The 14,575-nt window shown below is 61.8% G+C and carries 15 protein-coding genes; 4 read left to right on the forward strand and 11 right to left on the reverse strand.

Annotation, left to right across the window (positions count from 1 at the left end; all coding sequences use genetic code 11):
• The first annotated feature begins 200 nt into the window (after nucleotides 1–200).
• Nucleotides 201–1,181 (forward strand): sugar-binding transcriptional regulator, encoded by a 981-nt coding sequence (locus J2J99_RS19475; RefSeq protein ID WP_168301254.1) that lies wholly within the window; start codon nucleotides 201–203, stop codon nucleotides 1,179–1,181.
• A 27-nt stretch (nucleotides 1,182–1,208) separates the two neighbouring features.
• On the opposite strand, the gene J2J99_RS19480 is transcribed toward J2J99_RS19475, so the two are convergent.
• Complete coding sequence (locus J2J99_RS19480; protein WP_168301255.1) at nucleotides 1,209–2,081, reverse strand: methylated-DNA--[protein]-cysteine S-methyltransferase; 873 nt, start codon at nucleotides 2,079–2,081, stop codon at nucleotides 1,209–1,211.
• A gap of 80 nt (nucleotides 2,082–2,161) precedes the next feature.
• Nucleotides 2,162–2,659, reverse strand: a complete 498-nt coding sequence (locus J2J99_RS19485; protein WP_168301286.1) for a DUF2244 domain-containing protein — start codon at nucleotides 2,657–2,659, stop codon at nucleotides 2,162–2,164.
• On the opposite strand from J2J99_RS19485, the gene nth reads away from it, so the two are divergent.
• Nucleotides 2,658–3,464 (forward strand): endonuclease III, encoded by an 807-nt coding sequence (gene nth / locus J2J99_RS19490; protein WP_205919161.1) that lies wholly within the window; start codon nucleotides 2,658–2,660, stop codon nucleotides 3,462–3,464. The genes J2J99_RS19485 and nth overlap by 2 nt on opposite strands.
• On the opposite strand, the gene J2J99_RS19495 is transcribed toward nth, so the two are convergent.
• Complete coding sequence (locus J2J99_RS19495) at nucleotides 3,429–4,007, reverse strand: TetR/AcrR family transcriptional regulator (protein ID WP_205919163.1); 579 nt, start codon at nucleotides 4,005–4,007, stop codon at nucleotides 3,429–3,431. The genes nth and J2J99_RS19495 overlap by 36 nt on opposite strands.
• Before the next feature lie 82 nt (nucleotides 4,008–4,089).
• Between J2J99_RS19495 and J2J99_RS19500 the strand changes: the two genes are divergently transcribed.
• The gene (locus tag J2J99_RS19500) at nucleotides 4,090–4,515 is read left to right on the forward strand and encodes a VOC family protein (protein ID WP_168301257.1); all 426 of its coding nucleotides are present in this window, start codon (nucleotides 4,090–4,092) and stop codon (nucleotides 4,513–4,515) included.
• Nucleotides 4,516–4,518: 3 nt separating this feature from the next.
• Here J2J99_RS19500 and J2J99_RS19505 read toward each other — a convergent pair whose 3' ends face one another.
• A complete protein-coding gene (locus tag J2J99_RS19505; RefSeq protein ID WP_168301258.1) occupies nucleotides 4,519–5,232 on the reverse strand; it encodes a sulfate transporter family protein in 714 nt (237 codons plus the stop codon).
• Between the two features lie 235 nt (nucleotides 5,233–5,467).
• On the opposite strand from J2J99_RS19505, the gene J2J99_RS19510 reads away from it, so the two are divergent.
• Nucleotides 5,468–6,322 carry a MurR/RpiR family transcriptional regulator gene (locus J2J99_RS19510; protein WP_168301259.1) on the forward strand — a complete coding sequence of 285 codons (855 nt, stop codon included), beginning with the start codon at nucleotides 5,468–5,470 and terminating at the stop codon, nucleotides 6,320–6,322.
• A gap of 27 nt (nucleotides 6,323–6,349) precedes the next feature.
• Here the strand turns inward: J2J99_RS19510 and J2J99_RS19515 are convergent, their stop codons facing one another.
• The 7 genes from J2J99_RS19515 to J2J99_RS19545 all read right to left on the reverse strand — a co-directional run bounded on the left by J2J99_RS19515 (nucleotide 6,350) and on the right by J2J99_RS19545 (nucleotide 14,442).
• Nucleotides 6,350–7,933: an FGGY-family carbohydrate kinase gene (locus J2J99_RS19515; RefSeq protein WP_168301260.1), complete on the reverse strand. Its 1,584-nt coding sequence runs from the start codon at nucleotides 7,931–7,933 to the stop codon at nucleotides 6,350–6,352.
• Nucleotides 7,933–8,622, reverse strand: coding sequence for an HAD family hydrolase (locus J2J99_RS19520; protein ID WP_168301261.1), 690 nt, complete (start codon nucleotides 8,620–8,622; stop codon nucleotides 7,933–7,935). The genes J2J99_RS19515 and J2J99_RS19520 overlap by 1 nt, the downstream gene beginning before the upstream one ends.
• Nucleotides 8,623–8,711: 89 nt before the next feature.
• Nucleotides 8,712–10,193 (reverse strand): mannitol dehydrogenase family protein, encoded by a 1,482-nt coding sequence (locus J2J99_RS19525; protein ID WP_168301262.1) that lies wholly within the window; start codon nucleotides 10,191–10,193, stop codon nucleotides 8,712–8,714.
• Between the two features lie 82 nt (nucleotides 10,194–10,275).
• Entirely contained in the window at nucleotides 10,276–11,274 is a 999-nt protein-coding gene (locus tag J2J99_RS19530; protein ID WP_168301263.1) for an ABC transporter ATP-binding protein, read from the reverse strand.
• Between the two features lie 16 nt (nucleotides 11,275–11,290).
• The gene (locus J2J99_RS19535; protein ID WP_168301264.1) at nucleotides 11,291–12,121 is read right to left on the reverse strand and encodes a carbohydrate ABC transporter permease; all 831 of its coding nucleotides are present in this window, start codon (nucleotides 12,119–12,121) and stop codon (nucleotides 11,291–11,293) included.
• A gap of 1 nt (nucleotide 12,122) precedes the next feature.
• Complete coding sequence (locus J2J99_RS19540; protein ID WP_004668735.1) at nucleotides 12,123–12,995, reverse strand: carbohydrate ABC transporter permease; 873 nt, start codon at nucleotides 12,993–12,995, stop codon at nucleotides 12,123–12,125.
• 136 nt (nucleotides 12,996–13,131) lie between these two features.
• Entirely contained in the window at nucleotides 13,132–14,442 is a 1,311-nt protein-coding gene (locus J2J99_RS19545; protein ID WP_168301265.1) for an ABC transporter substrate-binding protein, read from the reverse strand.
• Nucleotides 14,443–14,575 lie beyond the last annotated feature (133 nt).

The raw sequence follows: 14,575 nt of genomic DNA on the forward strand, positions 1-14,575 counted from the left end.
CCCGCACCATGTCCTCCTCGGACGGACAGAACGACTTCGTATCGCCCGGACTATCGCCATTCGCCCGAGGAAAAGTCAAGGACATTTGTGCATATCAATTGACATAAGTGTCACACCCGTCATTATCCCGGCAACAAACGCGCCGTAACAGCCGTTCATCCCAAAAAGGGATTTAGGGCAGAAATTCGGCTGGAGGAGACGTGGTCAAGCTCAAACGCGGCACGCACACCGCCTATTCCGAGGCATCCTCGCTGCGGCTGCGAGCCGCATGGCTCTATTACAACGAGGGCCTGACCCAGAAGGATGTCGCCGAGCAGCTCGGCATCAGTCGCACCACCGTCATCCGCCTGCTCGACGAGGCGATGAAACGCAGCGAAGTCCAGATCTGGATCAACGATTCGATCGGCGACTGCGTCGAGCTCGCGGTGAAGCTGGAGCGCGCCTACCGTCTCGACGAGGCGATCGTCGTGCCGTCACCGGTCCATGGCGATGTCGATACGCTGGCAAAGAATGTCGGCTTGGCGCTTGGCCAGTTCCTTTCCGAGGCCATTCCAGATGACTATACGATCGGCGTCGGCTGGGGCCGCACGATGACCGCCTCGCTGTCGAGTTTCCGGCCGCCTCGCCGGGCCAATTGTAAGGTCGTCTCACTGCTTGGCGGCATCGTCGCCGTCCACCAGACGAACCCGATCGACTATACATGGCGGCTGGCAAATCAGCTCGGCGCCGAATGCTACATGTTCCTGGCACCGCTTCTCGTCGATTCCATCGAGACCAAGCGCAATCTGATCGAAAAATGCGGGCTGGACACGATCTATCGTCTCGCCGAGAATCTCGATCTGGCGATCGTCAGCTGCGGCGATATCGGCCCGCATTCGACCTCGCTGTCGGAAGGCTGGATATCGAAGGCCGAACTGCGGGAACTGATCGACGCCGGCTGCGTCTGCGACACGATGTTCAACTTCCTCGACAAGGACGGCAATTCGGTCGACCACTCGATCAATCGTCGGGTGATGTCCGTCGATCTTGACACGCTGAAGGAGGCCAAGCACATCGTGCTTTCCTCCGGCGGCGCCCACCGCGCCATCGCCATCCGCGCGACGATCAAGCGCATCGGCTGCAACACGCTGATCACCGACGAGGGCGCCGCACGGGCGCTGCTGGAACTGGCGGAGCGATAGACGACGACCGACCCGTTGCCCGCCCGCTCAGGCGTGCGCCGATTCCCAGCCGAGCATCGCCCGCTTGCGGGTGAGGCCCCAATGGTAGCCCGTCAGTGCGCCGTTCTTGCCGAGCGCCCGGTGGCAGGGCACCACGAACGAGATCGGATTTGCGCCGACCGCCGCCCCCACGGCCCGCTGCGCCGTCGGCCGCCCGATATCGTTGGCGATATCGGAATAGGTGACAGCCTTGCCGAACGGGATTTTCAGCAGGCTCTCCCAGACGCGCACCTGGAAATCCGTGCCGATCAGCACGACGCGCAGCGGCTGATCGGAAGACCATTTGCCGGGCTCGAAGATACGGGCGGCGTACGGAACCGTCGCCTGCAGGTCCTCGATATAACAGGCGTTCGGCCAGCGGCACGTCATGTCTTCGAGGCAGGCTCGCTCGTCGCCGGAATCGCTGAAGGCAAGGCCAGCAAGGCCGCGATCGGTCACCATGATCAGCGCCACGCCGAAGGGGCAGATGTGGAAGCCGTAGCGGATCGTGAGACCTCCGCCCTTGGCTTTCCATTCGCCGGGCGACATCGCCTCATGGGTGACGAAGAGATCATGCAGGCGACTAGGCCCGGAGAGGCCGACCTCGATCGAGGTTTCCAGCAACGGCATGTCTTCCTTTCGCAACAGCCGCTTGGCGTGATCGAGCGTCACCGCCTGCAGGAAGCCCTTGGGCGAGAGACCGGCCCAGCGGGTGAATGTCTTCTGCAGCTGCGTCGGCGACTGATTGAGCCGCGCCGCGATCGCTTCCAGCGAAGGCTGGTCGCGGTAATCCTCGGTGATAAGTTCGATCACCCGGCGGACGATATCATAATCAGGGCCGTCAGGCGTGATGTCTGTGTGCAGGTTCGCAATCATATCCATCGTCTTTCTCCTTGTCACAAGGAGATAATCAATAGGCCTCGGCCAAACCACCCGATTCTTGCGGCACGCGCCTGCGCCGTTCAGATCCGCTGCTTGACAGTCGCGAGCGCCCCCTTGAAGGCCTTGGCGAAGCTTTCGCGATCATCGGGGTTGAGGAAGGAGCCGATATCCGTGCGCCGGCCCTCGCCGAAAATATGCATGGAGAGGATGCCGATCTCCTGATGCCGGCAGACGAGGAAGCGCGTCCAGAACGGGTTGAAATGATGCTCCACCATCCGCCCGGACGGCGCAAACTTGCGCACCGATACGTCGGTGCGCGAGACCGTGATCTCCTCGCGCGCCCGTCCGGAGCGGTAGTTCAGCCAGAAGGCGCCATAGAGCAGTGCGAAATCCAGGCCGAAGAAAAAGCCGATCGGCCAGGCGCCGGTGGCGATGAAGAACATCCCATAGAGAAAGCAGACGGCGCCGGACAGGATCAGCAGCACCTTAAAGCCTTGGCGGCCGAGCGAGCGGTGGGGAAAGAGCTCGGCGGCGAAAACAGGCTGCTCGTTGAAGCTGTTGGCGTTGCTTTCCGTCATGGGCGTTGAGTATAGATTCAACATGGCGAATCCGAAACTCAAATCCGTTACCAGACCATCGCAAAACTCGAATGTGATCGCCCCCCGCAAGCCGGCGGCGGCAGTGAAGACCGCCTATTCCCCGGCCGAGCGCGAGGAGATCTTCCGCCGGTTCTCGGTGCAGCGACCGGAGCCGAGGGGCGAGCTCGAGCATACCAATCCCTTCACCCTCGTCGTCGCTGTCGCGCTGTCGGCGCAGGCGACCGATGTCGGCGTCAACAAGGCGACACGCGCCCTCTTCAAGGTCGCCGACACGCCGGAAAAGATGCTCGATCTCGGCGAGGAGCGGCTGCGCGACTATATCAGGACGATCGGCCTCTATCGCAACAAGGCGAAAAACGTCATCGCGCTCTCGCAGATGCTGGTCGACGAATTCGGCGGCCAGGTGCCGGAGACGCGCGACGAGCTGGTGAAGCTGCCGGGCGTCGGCCGAAAGACGGCCAATGTCGTGCTGTCCATGGCCTTCGGCCAGGCGACGATGGCGGTCGACACGCACATTTTCCGCATCGCCAACCGCATCCGGCTTGCTCCCGGCAAGACGCCCGACGAGGTCGAGACGCGGCTGATGAAGGTGATCCCTGAACACTACCTCTACCACGCCCATCACTGGCTGATCCTGCACGGCCGCTATACCTGCAAGGCGCGCCGCCCCGAATGCGAGCGCTGTGTCATCGCCGATCTCTGCAAATCGCCGGAGAAGAGCTGGGATGTGCCGGCGCCGCTCGTCGAGCTACCTCCCCAGGTGATCGGCGAGGCCGTCGACTAAGGCCGCGATCGCCTTCTCGTAGTCCCGCCTCTCCCCACCCGCTTCGATCGCGATCGCCGCGCGGTCGAAGGCTGCCGACAGCAGCGTTGTCAGCGGGCCGAGCAGGCCGCCTGCCTCCGGCAGAAGCGCCGAAAGCCCTTCCCGCAAGCTCGCCTCCGCATGCTCCCCATCCAGTGCCGCGACCGCCGGCCGTCCGAGAACGGCTGGCGCCTCCATTAGCAGCAACCGTGTTCGCCCCGGCTGCGCCATTGCGGCAAAATAGGCCGAAGCGCCGGCGATCAGCGCCGCGCCCGGCCCATCTCCCGGCGCTGAAGACGCCTCGATTGACTTGGCCACCGCCTGCGCCTCGGACGCGATCACCGCCTGGAAAAGCGCCTTCTTGTCCTCGAAATGATGGTAAAGTGCGCCGCGCGTCACGCCCGCCGCCGCAACGATGTCCGGGGTCGCCGTTTCGGCATAACCCTTTTCGACGAAAAGGCCCCGTCCGGCGTCGATCAGCGCCCGCCTCGTCTGTTCCGTTCTCTCGCGATTGCTGCGGCTCATAAGATCTATTTACATACAAACAGTATGTATGTTAATAGCTAAAAACATACAGTCTGCATGTAAATCAGACAGGGAGGGAGAGATGAAATCGACCAGTTATTATCCGGTGATCATGACGGACGATGTCCCCGGCACCGCTGCCTTTTACAGCAGCCACTTCGGTTTTAGGGCTCTATTCGAAACCGACTGGTACGTTCACCTGCAATCGACCGAGACGGAGCACGTCGCGCTCGCCATCCTCGACAGTCACCACGAGACCATTCCTGCCGCCGCCCGCGCCGGCGTTCGCGGACTGCTGCTCAATTTCGAGGTCGAGGATGTCGATCACGCCTACGAAACCTGCCTGAAAGGCGGCCTGCCGATTTTAAGGGAGATCCGCGACGAGGAGTTCGGCCAGCGGCATTTCATCACCGCCGATCCGAACGGCGTGCTGATCGACGTGATCAAGCCGATTCCCCCGAGCGCGGAATTCGCCGCGATGTACGACGCCTCGGCGCTGCCTGGCTGAGCCTCAGGCGCGCGACCCGGTGTCGCGCGCGGAAATCAGCTTGTGCAGATGCACCATCATGCCGGCAGCAAAAAGCGGCGTCAGAAGATTGACGATGGGAATCATCAGAAACAGCGCGATCACCAGCCCGCCGAGAAAGACGGTCGGTGCATGCTTGGCCCGGAAGAGACGCGCCTCCTGCGGCGGACGAAAGCGCATGGCGGCGAACTCGAAGAATTCCCGTCCAAGCAGGTAGCCGTTCACCAGAAAGAAGGCGACCAGATTGACGCCGGGGATAAACAGCAGCAGCAAGGCCACGATATTGCCGAGGATCACCACGCCGAGGAACTTGATCGAGCTTGCCATGGCAGGACCGAGCGGCATGGCGGCGCCCGGCACGTCCTTGGGATAATCGCGTTTCTCGATGATATCGGCGACGTCATCGAGAAACAGGCCGGCGATCAGGGCCGTTACCGGCGACAAGAGCAGCGCCAGCATGAGCGCAAGTCCGATACCGGCAAGGATCGCGAAGATCAGCGCGAGCCACCCCGCCCAATCCGGCATATCCGGAACGAAGCTTGTCAGCCAGGGAAAGAGGACGGCCATAAAGGCTCCGCGCAATGCGAGCCACAGGCCAACCAGCACCAGAATCGTCAGGCCGAGCACTTTCCAGAACACCGAACGCGTTTCGGGCGCGAACAGGTTGGCGAGCGATAGGCGAACGGCGTCAAGGATCATTTCTTCAGCGTCTCCGGTTGCGCAGAAGATGTAGGAAAGGCGAATGCGACCGGCAAGAGAGAATAAAATTGCAGGCTGTAATAGAAACTTGTCGCAATATAAGTGCTAATATAATATTATGGCCAATAGAAATAAGCTTGGGCCTGAGAAGCAGCTTCCGACAATAGTTGCAAAGACAAAGGATCGCCATAGCGGATCCACGGAACGCCTCTGAGGGAAGACGGGGGAGGCCGACGTGGAAGACTTTGTGCACAAACTCAGGCAATACGTCAAAAGCGGCACGCCGGCCGAACGTCGTATTGCAAAATATTTCTCCGAACATCTGAATGACCTCCCGTTCGAGACGGCGGCGTCGGTTGCCGATCGGCTGGATCTGTCGCCGATGACCGTCGGCCGCTTCCTGCGCGCGCTCGGTTATCAGGGCCTGGACAGCGTCAAGGTGGAGATCCGCGAGACCGTGACGACATCGCCGGCGCAGTTGCAGAGCGCCATGAGTGAGTTGCAGGCGGATGCCGCGGAAGGCAAACCGCTCGCCGTGCTGGTCGCCGAACAGATCCAGGCGCTTCACCATATCTATCATCTGACGGCGCAGCCGCACTGGTCGGAAGCCGTCAGCCTGATCAGCACCGCCCGCGAAGTATCGATCGCCACCCACGCGCGGCTTGCAAGCCTCGCCAATCATTTCTGCCAGCGGCTGACACAGGCCCGCGACGGCGTGCGCGCGCTCGACAGCGCCGACAACCGTTTCGCCGACCTTTTTGCCCGGCCGGCGGTTGACGACGCGCTGCTCGTCATCATCGACTGTCGCCGCTTTGCCAAGGCGCGCCTGCTTGCCAGAACCGCGCGGCGCTACGGCTACAAGGTCGTCCTCATTTCACCCCAGCAGGCCGATTGGATGGCGGATCAGTCGAACGTCATGCTGCCCCTGCCGCCCGCCCGCGCCCCCGATCTCGACAATCTTCCGCCGCTGATCGCGTTGCTCGACTGCCTGGCGGAGTCGGTCATCCTCGAAGTCGGGGAAGAGGCCGCGCTTCGCCGCCGCCGCATGCTGGAATTCGCAACCGTCCTCGGCGAGACGGCCAACCACTGAATATATTCAAGCTGCTGCTTTCGGCGGCTACCGCATCGCTTCCAGCTCGGCGCGATGTCGATACATCGCCAGAAGACGGCGATAATCACGGTCGTAGAAAGCCTGCTTCGACTTGTCGGGCAGCCGTTCCTCGCCGCCCGGATACATCGCCTCGCCGGCCGCCGCCAAATCCTGGTGCAGGCCGCAGGCGACCGATGCCGCGATCGCCGTGCCGAGCAGCACCGCCTCGTTCATCTTCGGTACCACGACCTTGCAGCCGGTGGCATCGCTATAGAGTTCCATCAGCACCGGGTTTTTCACATGCCCGCCGGCGACATGCAGCGTATCCGGCACGTAGCCATATCCCTTCATCTTCTCGAGGATGTGGCGAATGCCGAGCGCAATGGCCACTGCAGAGCGCCAATAGAGTGCGCACAGCCCATCGAAGGAGGTATCGAGCGTCAGCCCGCTGATGGCGCCGACCGCGTGCGGATCGGCGCGTGGTGAACGGTTGCCGTGAAAATCCGGCAGCACGAAGATGCGCTCCCCGAAAGCATCGCCTTCCTCGGCCCGCAATTCGGCAATGCGCGCGACGATCCTCTGATGCAGCGCCGCCGTCGGCTGGCCGCCGGCCGCATGCATGCGGACCATATGGTCGAGCAGCGCTCCGGTCGCCGATTGCCCGGCCTCCACCAGCCAGGATTGCGGGAACACCACTTCGTAATAGGGACCCCACATGCCGTGGCTCGGTTTGCGCTCCTGCGAAAAGGCGACGATGCAGCTCGACGTGCCGGCGATCAGCGCCAGTTGGTGCTCGCGCTTGATGGGATCGGCGGCATAACCGCCGAGTGCGCCGAGCGCGCCGGCATAGGCGTCGATCATCCCGGCCGAGACATGGCAATCGGTGGTCAGCCCAAGGGCTGCCGCCGCCTCGGGCGTCAGCCGGCCGACGCTGCCGCCGACCGGCGTCGTCTCATCGGGCAGGCAACCGCGCGCCTGAAGGTCTTCGAGACCGATGCGCTGCAGGAAATCCAGCTGCCAGCCCTTTTCGAGATGGGCGAGATAATTCCATTTTGCCGTCAGCGTGCACCGCGAGCGGGCGGGCGATCCGGTCGATTTCCATGTCATGAAATCGGCGAGATCGAAGAAGTAACCGGCTTTTTCCCATGTGGCGGGAAGCTTCTTCTTCAGCCACATCAGCTTCGGCATTTCCATTTCCGGCGACATCACGTGGCCGGAATGCTCGAGCACACTGTGCTCCGTCGCCGTGCAGAAATCGGCTTCCTTCAGCGCCCGGTGGTCGAGCCAAACGATCGTATCGAAACGCTGCTCGCCACCGGTGGAAACGCTGATCTGCCGACCCTCGACGTCACGCACAACAAGCGAACAGGTGGCGTCGAAACCAATCGCGCCGACCGAGGCGGCGGCAATACCGGATTGCTCCATCGCCCCGCGCACCGCCGTGCAGGCGGCCGACCAGATGTCTTCGGAATCGTGCTCGGCGTGGTTTTCGCGCTGCCGGTTCATTGCGATCGGGTGTTCGGCCTTGGCGAGCAGACGGCCAGCGGCATCGAAGACGCCGGCGCGCGCACTGCCGGTGCCGACATCGACCGCAACCACATGATCACGCATCAAATCTTGGTCCCGTCCAGCTTATGGTTGCGGACAAGGTGTATCAAATCCGGCATGGCGTCAAACACGACTTCCGGCGAAAGCCGGTCGAGTTCGGCACGATATCCGGCGAAATTCGCATGCGATCCGCCGGTGAAGGCAAAGACCGTCATGCCCGCCGCCTTGGCGGCGGCAATACCGGCCGGACTGTCCTCGACGACGACGCAGGATCGGGGTTCGACTTGCATCTGCCGGGCCGCATGCAGGAAGAGATCGGGCGCCGGTTTGCCGCGCTTGACCATCGTTGCGCTGAAAATGTCGGGCAACCTATCGAGAAGGCCGGTGACGGAAAGCGACAGCCGGATTCGCTCCATCTGGCTGGACGAGGCGACGCAGCACGGAATACCGAGCCGGTCGATTGTCGCGGCGATTCCGTCGATCGGCTTCAATTCGGTGCGGAAGCGAGCGTAGAGATCGGTGCGGATGCGTTCGAGGAATTCCTCGCTGGCATGGATGTTGAATTCGGTTTCCAGCGTATCGATGAGCGTCGACAGGCTGCGGCCGAGAAAGCGCTCATAGGCCTGATCTTCGCTGATCGAGACGCCGAGATCGTTCATCGCGCCGACGAGGACGCTGATCGAGATCGGCTCGCTATCAACGAGCACACCGTCGCAATCGAAGATGACCAGCCGTGGTTCAGCATCAGCCATGGAAGACCCAACCTGAGTTCAATTCGCCCGCACGTCCGCGCCGCTCGCGAGGCCGGATGGATGGCGGCGCGAATGCCGCCATCCGGTCCTTACACCGCGAGCTTGCCGTCAAGATAGAGCTGCAGCGTCGCCCGGGTGCCTTTTTCCCACAGCGTTTTGAGGGCATGGGCGAAACGCTTGCGGAAGAGTTCGGATTTTGCCACCTCACCGAAAATATCGTCGAAGGCGAGGAAGGCGAACGGATCGTCCTGTGCCTTCAGCGCCGCCGCATGCAGGCGCTCGGCGCTGGCGTCATTGAAGACGATATCCTTGCCGCTGTCGGTCTTACCGGCGAAATAACGGCACCACAGCGCCGAGACCAGCGCCAGGCCGACGACGTCCCTGTTCTGGCGGAGATTGTCGAGCGTCGACGGCAGGATGAATTTCGGTTGGCGGTTCGAACCGTCCTGGGCCAGGCGTGGAATGGTGTCGGCAATCTTCGGATTGAGCAGGCGATGTTCGATCAGGGCGAAATAATCCGTCAGAGACGTGTTCGGCACCGGCGGTACGATCGGAATGATCTCGTCGTTTTCGAGTTTGGCGAGGAAGGCGCGGATGAGCGGATCTTCCATGGAGTCGTGAACGAAGTGAAGGTCCATCAGCGCCGCCGGATAGGCGATCGCTGCATGGCCGCCGTTGAGAATGCGGATCTTCATGTGCTCATAAGGCGTGACATCAGGCACGAAGGTCACGCCGACCTTTTCAAGTGCCGGCCGGCCGGCAGTGAACTTATCTTCGAGCACCCATTGCTTGAATTCTTCGCAATAGACCGGCCAGTTGTCTTCGATGTCGAAATTGTCGCGGAGGAAATCGATCTCCCGCTGGCCGGTCGCCGGCGTGATACGGTCGACCATAGCGTTCGGGAAGGCGACATTGACCCGGATCCAGTCGGCAAGGGCTGCGTCGGAAAGCGCCGCCGTGCCGATCACGGCATTGGCGGTAACCACGCCGTTATGGGGAATGTTGTCGCAGGACATGACGGTGAAGGGCACGAGGCCTTGATCCTTGCGCGCCTTCAGGCCGGCGACGATCAGCCCGAAGACGGTCTTCGGCGCATCCGGATTTTGTCCGTCGGCGGCAATCGCCGGGTGCGCCGGATTGAACGTGCCGGACGCGTCGATGAAATAACCGCCTTCAGTGATCGTCAGCGAGACGATGCGGATCTCGGGATCGGCGAGCTTGGCGATGATCGCGGCGGGATCGCCGATCGGCAGGATGTCGATCATCGGCGCGGTCACGCGCGCCGCCGTCTTGTTGTTGTCCTGCTCCACCACAGTCGTCAGGAAATCCTGCGCCGCGAGCTTTTCGCGCATGGCGGCATCGGATGGCAGCACGCCGGCGCCGACGATCGCCCAGTCATGATCGGCGCCCTGGTTGAAGAGATCGTCGAGATAGATCGCCTGGTGGGCGCGGTGGAAGTTGCCGACGCCAAAGTGCACGATGCCGGCTTTCAGCGACGCCCTGTCATATCCCGGGGTGGTAGCGGTACGCGCCGCGTCCGGAAGCGTTGCCAGCGATAATTTGCACGTCATGTTCCAGTCCTCTTGAAGGTCTTGCCGAAACGGCCGGGGCCATCGCCCGGCTCGCATGCCTGCCCCCAGCCGGCCGCCTGCATCAGATGGCAAGGCCGCCCTCGTTGAATTTGTGAATGCGCGACCTGTCCGGCGTCAGGTAAACCGTATCGCCCGCCTTGGCGGCAAAATCGCCGCTGCCGCGGGCCGTCACCATGCCGATGCCGTCGATATCGATATGCAGGAAGGTGTCGGAGCCGAGATGCTCGGCGACCACGACCCTGCCCTTCCAGTCACCGCTCTCCATCGACAACAGCATATGTTCTGGACGGATGCCGATCGTATGGGCGCCGAACTCGGCCGCGTTCTGGCCCTTGATGAAGTTCATCTTCGGCGAGCCGATAAAGCCGGCAACGAATAGGTTGCGCGGGCGGCTGTAGAGTTCCAGCGGCGAGCCGACCTGCTCGATATTGCCCCTGTTCAAGACGACGATCTTGTCAGCCATGGTCATGGCCTCGACCTGGTCGTGGGTGACGTAGACCATCGTCGTCTTCAGCTGCTGATGCAGTTCGCTGATTTCGAGGCGCATGTTGACGCGCAGCGCTGCGTCGAGGTTAGACAGCGGCTCGTCGAAGAGGAAGGCCGAAGGCTGGCGCACGATGGCGCGGCCGATCGCGACGCGCTGGCGCTGGCCGCCGGAAAGCTGGCGCGGCTTGCGCTCCAGATAGTCGGTGAGATTGAGCACCCGGGCGGCATCCGTCACCTTGCGGTCGATCTCAGCCTTGTCGACGCCCGCCATTTTCAGCGGGAAGGCGATGTTGTTGCGCACGCTCATATGCGGATAGAGCGCGTAGGACTGGAACACCATGGCAAGGCCGCGTTCCGACGGCGCCTTTTCAGTGGCGTCCCTGCCGTCGATGACGATCTTGCCGCCGGAGACGTCCTCCAGACCGGCGATCAATCTCAACAGGGTGGACTTGCCGCAGCCCGATGGGCCGACGAAGACGACGAACTCGCCGTCCCTGATGTCGAGATCGATCGAAGGGATGACCTTGGCTTCGCCGAAGACCTTGGAAACCTTCTGAAGGGTAATGCTGCCCATGTTTGTCTCCCTTTTCTTATTTCACTGCGCCGAAGGTCAGGCCGCGGACGAGTTGTTTCTGGCTGAACCAGCCGAGGATCAGGATCGGCGCGATCGCCATGGTCGAAGCCGCCGAGAGCTTGGCGTAGAACAGGCCTTCCGGGCTGGAATAGGAGGCGATGAAGGCGGTCAGCGGCGCCGCCTTGGAGGCGGTGAGGTTGAGCGTCCAGAAAGCCTCGTTCCAGGCGAGGATGATGTTCAGAAGCAGTGTCGAGGCGATGCCGGGCACCGCCATCGGCGTCAGTACGTAGACGATCTCCTTTACCAGCGACGCCCCGTCCATGCGCGCCGCCTCGAGGATCTCGCCGGGGATTTCCTTGAAATAGGTGTAGAGCATCCAGACGATGATCGGCAGATTAATCAGCGTCAGCACGATCACCAGCCCGATACGTGTGTCGAGCAGGCCGGAATTGCGGAACATCAGATAGATCGGAATCAGCGCGCCGACCGGCGGCATCATCTTGGTCGAGAGCATCCACATCAGCACGTCCTTGGTCCGCTTGGTCGGCGAAAACGCCATCGCCCAGGCGGCCGGGATTGCGATGATCAGGCCGATGAGCGTCGAGCCGAAGGAGATGATCACCGAGTTCGTGAAGTGGCTGAGATAGTTCGACCGGCTCTGCACCTCAGCGTAGTTCTCCGTCGTCCAGTGGAAGAACAGGAACTGCGGCGGCGAGGCGATGGCGTCGGCTTCCGACTTGAAGCTCGTCAGGAAGGTCCAAAGGATCGGGAAGAAGATCAGGATGCCGAGCGTCCAGGCGATCGCGGTGACGATGAGCTTGTGCTGCGTTGTGACTTTTCTGGCCATCTCAAGCCTCCAGATTCTTGCCGACGAGGCGCACGAGGAAGATCGCGACGATATTAGCCAGCACGACCGCGACGATGCCGCCCGCCGAAGCGCCGCCGATATCGAACTGCAAGAGCGCCTGCGCATAGACGAGATAGGTGAGGTTGGTGCTGTCTGTGCCCGGCCCGCCATTGGTGGTGACGAGGATTTCGGCGAAGACCGACAGCAGGAAGATCGTCTGGATCAGGATCACCACGGTGATGGCACGGGCCATATGCGGCAGGATGATATAGATGAATTTCGAGATCGCCCCGGCGCCGTCCATCTCGGCCGCCTCCTTCTGCTCCTCGTCCAGCGACTGCAGCGCCGTCAGCATGATGAGGGTGGCGAAGGGCAGCCATTGCCAGGCGACGATGAGAATGACGGAAAACAGCGGCGCATTCGCCAGCCAGTCGATCGGCTGCAGGCCGAGCGCCTTGGCAAGATGGGCGAAGAGGCCGTTGACCGGGTTCATGAACATATTCTTCCAGACCAGTGCCGCCACCGTCGGCATGACGAAGAACGGCGCAATGACAAGGATGCGCACGATGCCTTGTCCATACATCGGCTGGTCGAGCAGCAGCGCGAAAGCGATGCCGCCGATAACGGTGATGACAAGAACGCCGGCGACGAGCAGCAGCGTATTGAGCAGCGCCGCGATAAAGGCCGGATCGGACAGGAAATATTCGTAGTTGAGCAGACCGACGAAGCTCTCCATGCCGGGGCTGAGCAGATTGTAGTTCAGCGTCGAGAAATAGATCGTCATCGCAAGCGGAACGATCATCCACGCAAAGAGGAGCAGCACGGAGGGCGCAATCATCAGGCGCGCTGCGGAGCGAGTGTGCAAGGTTGCCATGGCAATCACCGATCTGGTCTGACGCGGGGAGCGGCCGCAGGAAAGTTCTGTCTGGAAAAGAGGCCGCCGATGCGGTTCGGGCGATCGGCGGCCCAGAGGGGCGGATTGTCAAGGATCCGCCTCTTCTCAGGAGGTTTTACTTAATGTAGCCGGCCTTGGTCATTTCCCGGGTTGCCAATTGCTGTGCGCTCTTCAACGCCTGATCGACCGAAATCTGGCCGGCAAGCGCTGCCGAGAACTGCTGGCCCACCGCCGTGCCGATGCCCTGGAATTCCGGGATCGCCACGAACTGAACGCCGACATAGGGGACCGGCTTGACGGTCGGCTTGGTCGGATCGGCCGAGTTGATCGAGTCGAGCGTCATCTTGGCGAACGAAGCCGCCTTCTGGTAGTCCGCATTCGCATAGAGCGACTTGCGGGTGCCCGGAGGTGCATTCAGCCAGCCTTCTTTCTCGGCGACGAGGTTGCTGTATTCCTTGCTCGTCGCCCAGGCGACAAACTTCTCGGCAGCTTCCGCTTTCTGCGTACCTGCCGGGACGGCGAGGCTCCAGGCCCAGAGCCAGTTGCCACGCTTGCCGAGGCCCTTGTCCGGGGCGAGCGCAAAGCCGACCTTGTCGGCGACCTGCGACTGCTTCGGATCGGCGACGAAGGAAGCGGCAACCGTTGCGTCGATCCACATGCCGCACTTACCAGTCTGGAAGAGTGCCAGGTTTTCGTTGAAACCGTTGGAGGAAGCGCCCGGAGGGCCGGCGTCCTTCATCAGCTTGACGTAAAAATCGAGCGTATCCTTCCACTCCGGCTGATCGAACTGCGGCTTCCACTTCTCGTCGAACCAGCGCGCGCCGAAGGAGTTGGACATGGCTGTCAGGAAGGCCATGTTCTCGCCCCAGCCGGCCTTGCCACGCAGGCAGATGCCGTAGATTTCCTTGTCCTTGTTGGTGACCTTGCGGGCTGCGTCCGCGATGAAGTCCCAGGTCGGGGCATCGGGCATCTTCAGCCCGGCGGCGTCGAACAGGTCCTTGCGGTACATCACCATCGAGCTTTCGCCGTAGAATGGCGCCGCATAGAGCTTGCCGTCCACGGTCAGGCCGCTTCGGATCGCCGGCAGCAGGTCGTCGACGTCGTAATCGGCGCCGAGATTGTCGAGCGGCAGCAGCCAGCCCTGCTTTGCCCAGATCGGAACCTCATAGGTGCCGATCGTCAGAACGTCGTACTGACCGCCCTTGGTCGCGATGTCGGTCGTGACCTTCTGGCGCAGCACGTTTTCTTCGAGGGTTACCCATTCGAGGTCGATGCCGGGATTCTTCGCCTTGAAGTCATCCGTCAGCTTCTGCATCCGGATCATGTCGCCGTTGTTGACGGTCGCGATTGTCAGCGTCTCGGCCGAAGCCATGCCGGCAAACGCCAGTGCCGAGCAGGCGCCCAGCAGAATAGTTCTCAATGTCATATCTTCCTCCCAGAAGACGAGGTGTGAGCATTCGCTTTGCTCATGGGCAATTACTCAGCAAACGGCATAAAATGTCAATCGACAATCGTTGCTGCGGTGCCGAACATCCTATCTATCCATCTGATTCAGAAGA

The organism is Rhizobium binae, from assembly GCF_017357225.1.
In the GTDB taxonomy this organism is placed as follows: Bacteria; Pseudomonadota; Alphaproteobacteria; order Rhizobiales; family Rhizobiaceae; genus Rhizobium; species Rhizobium binae.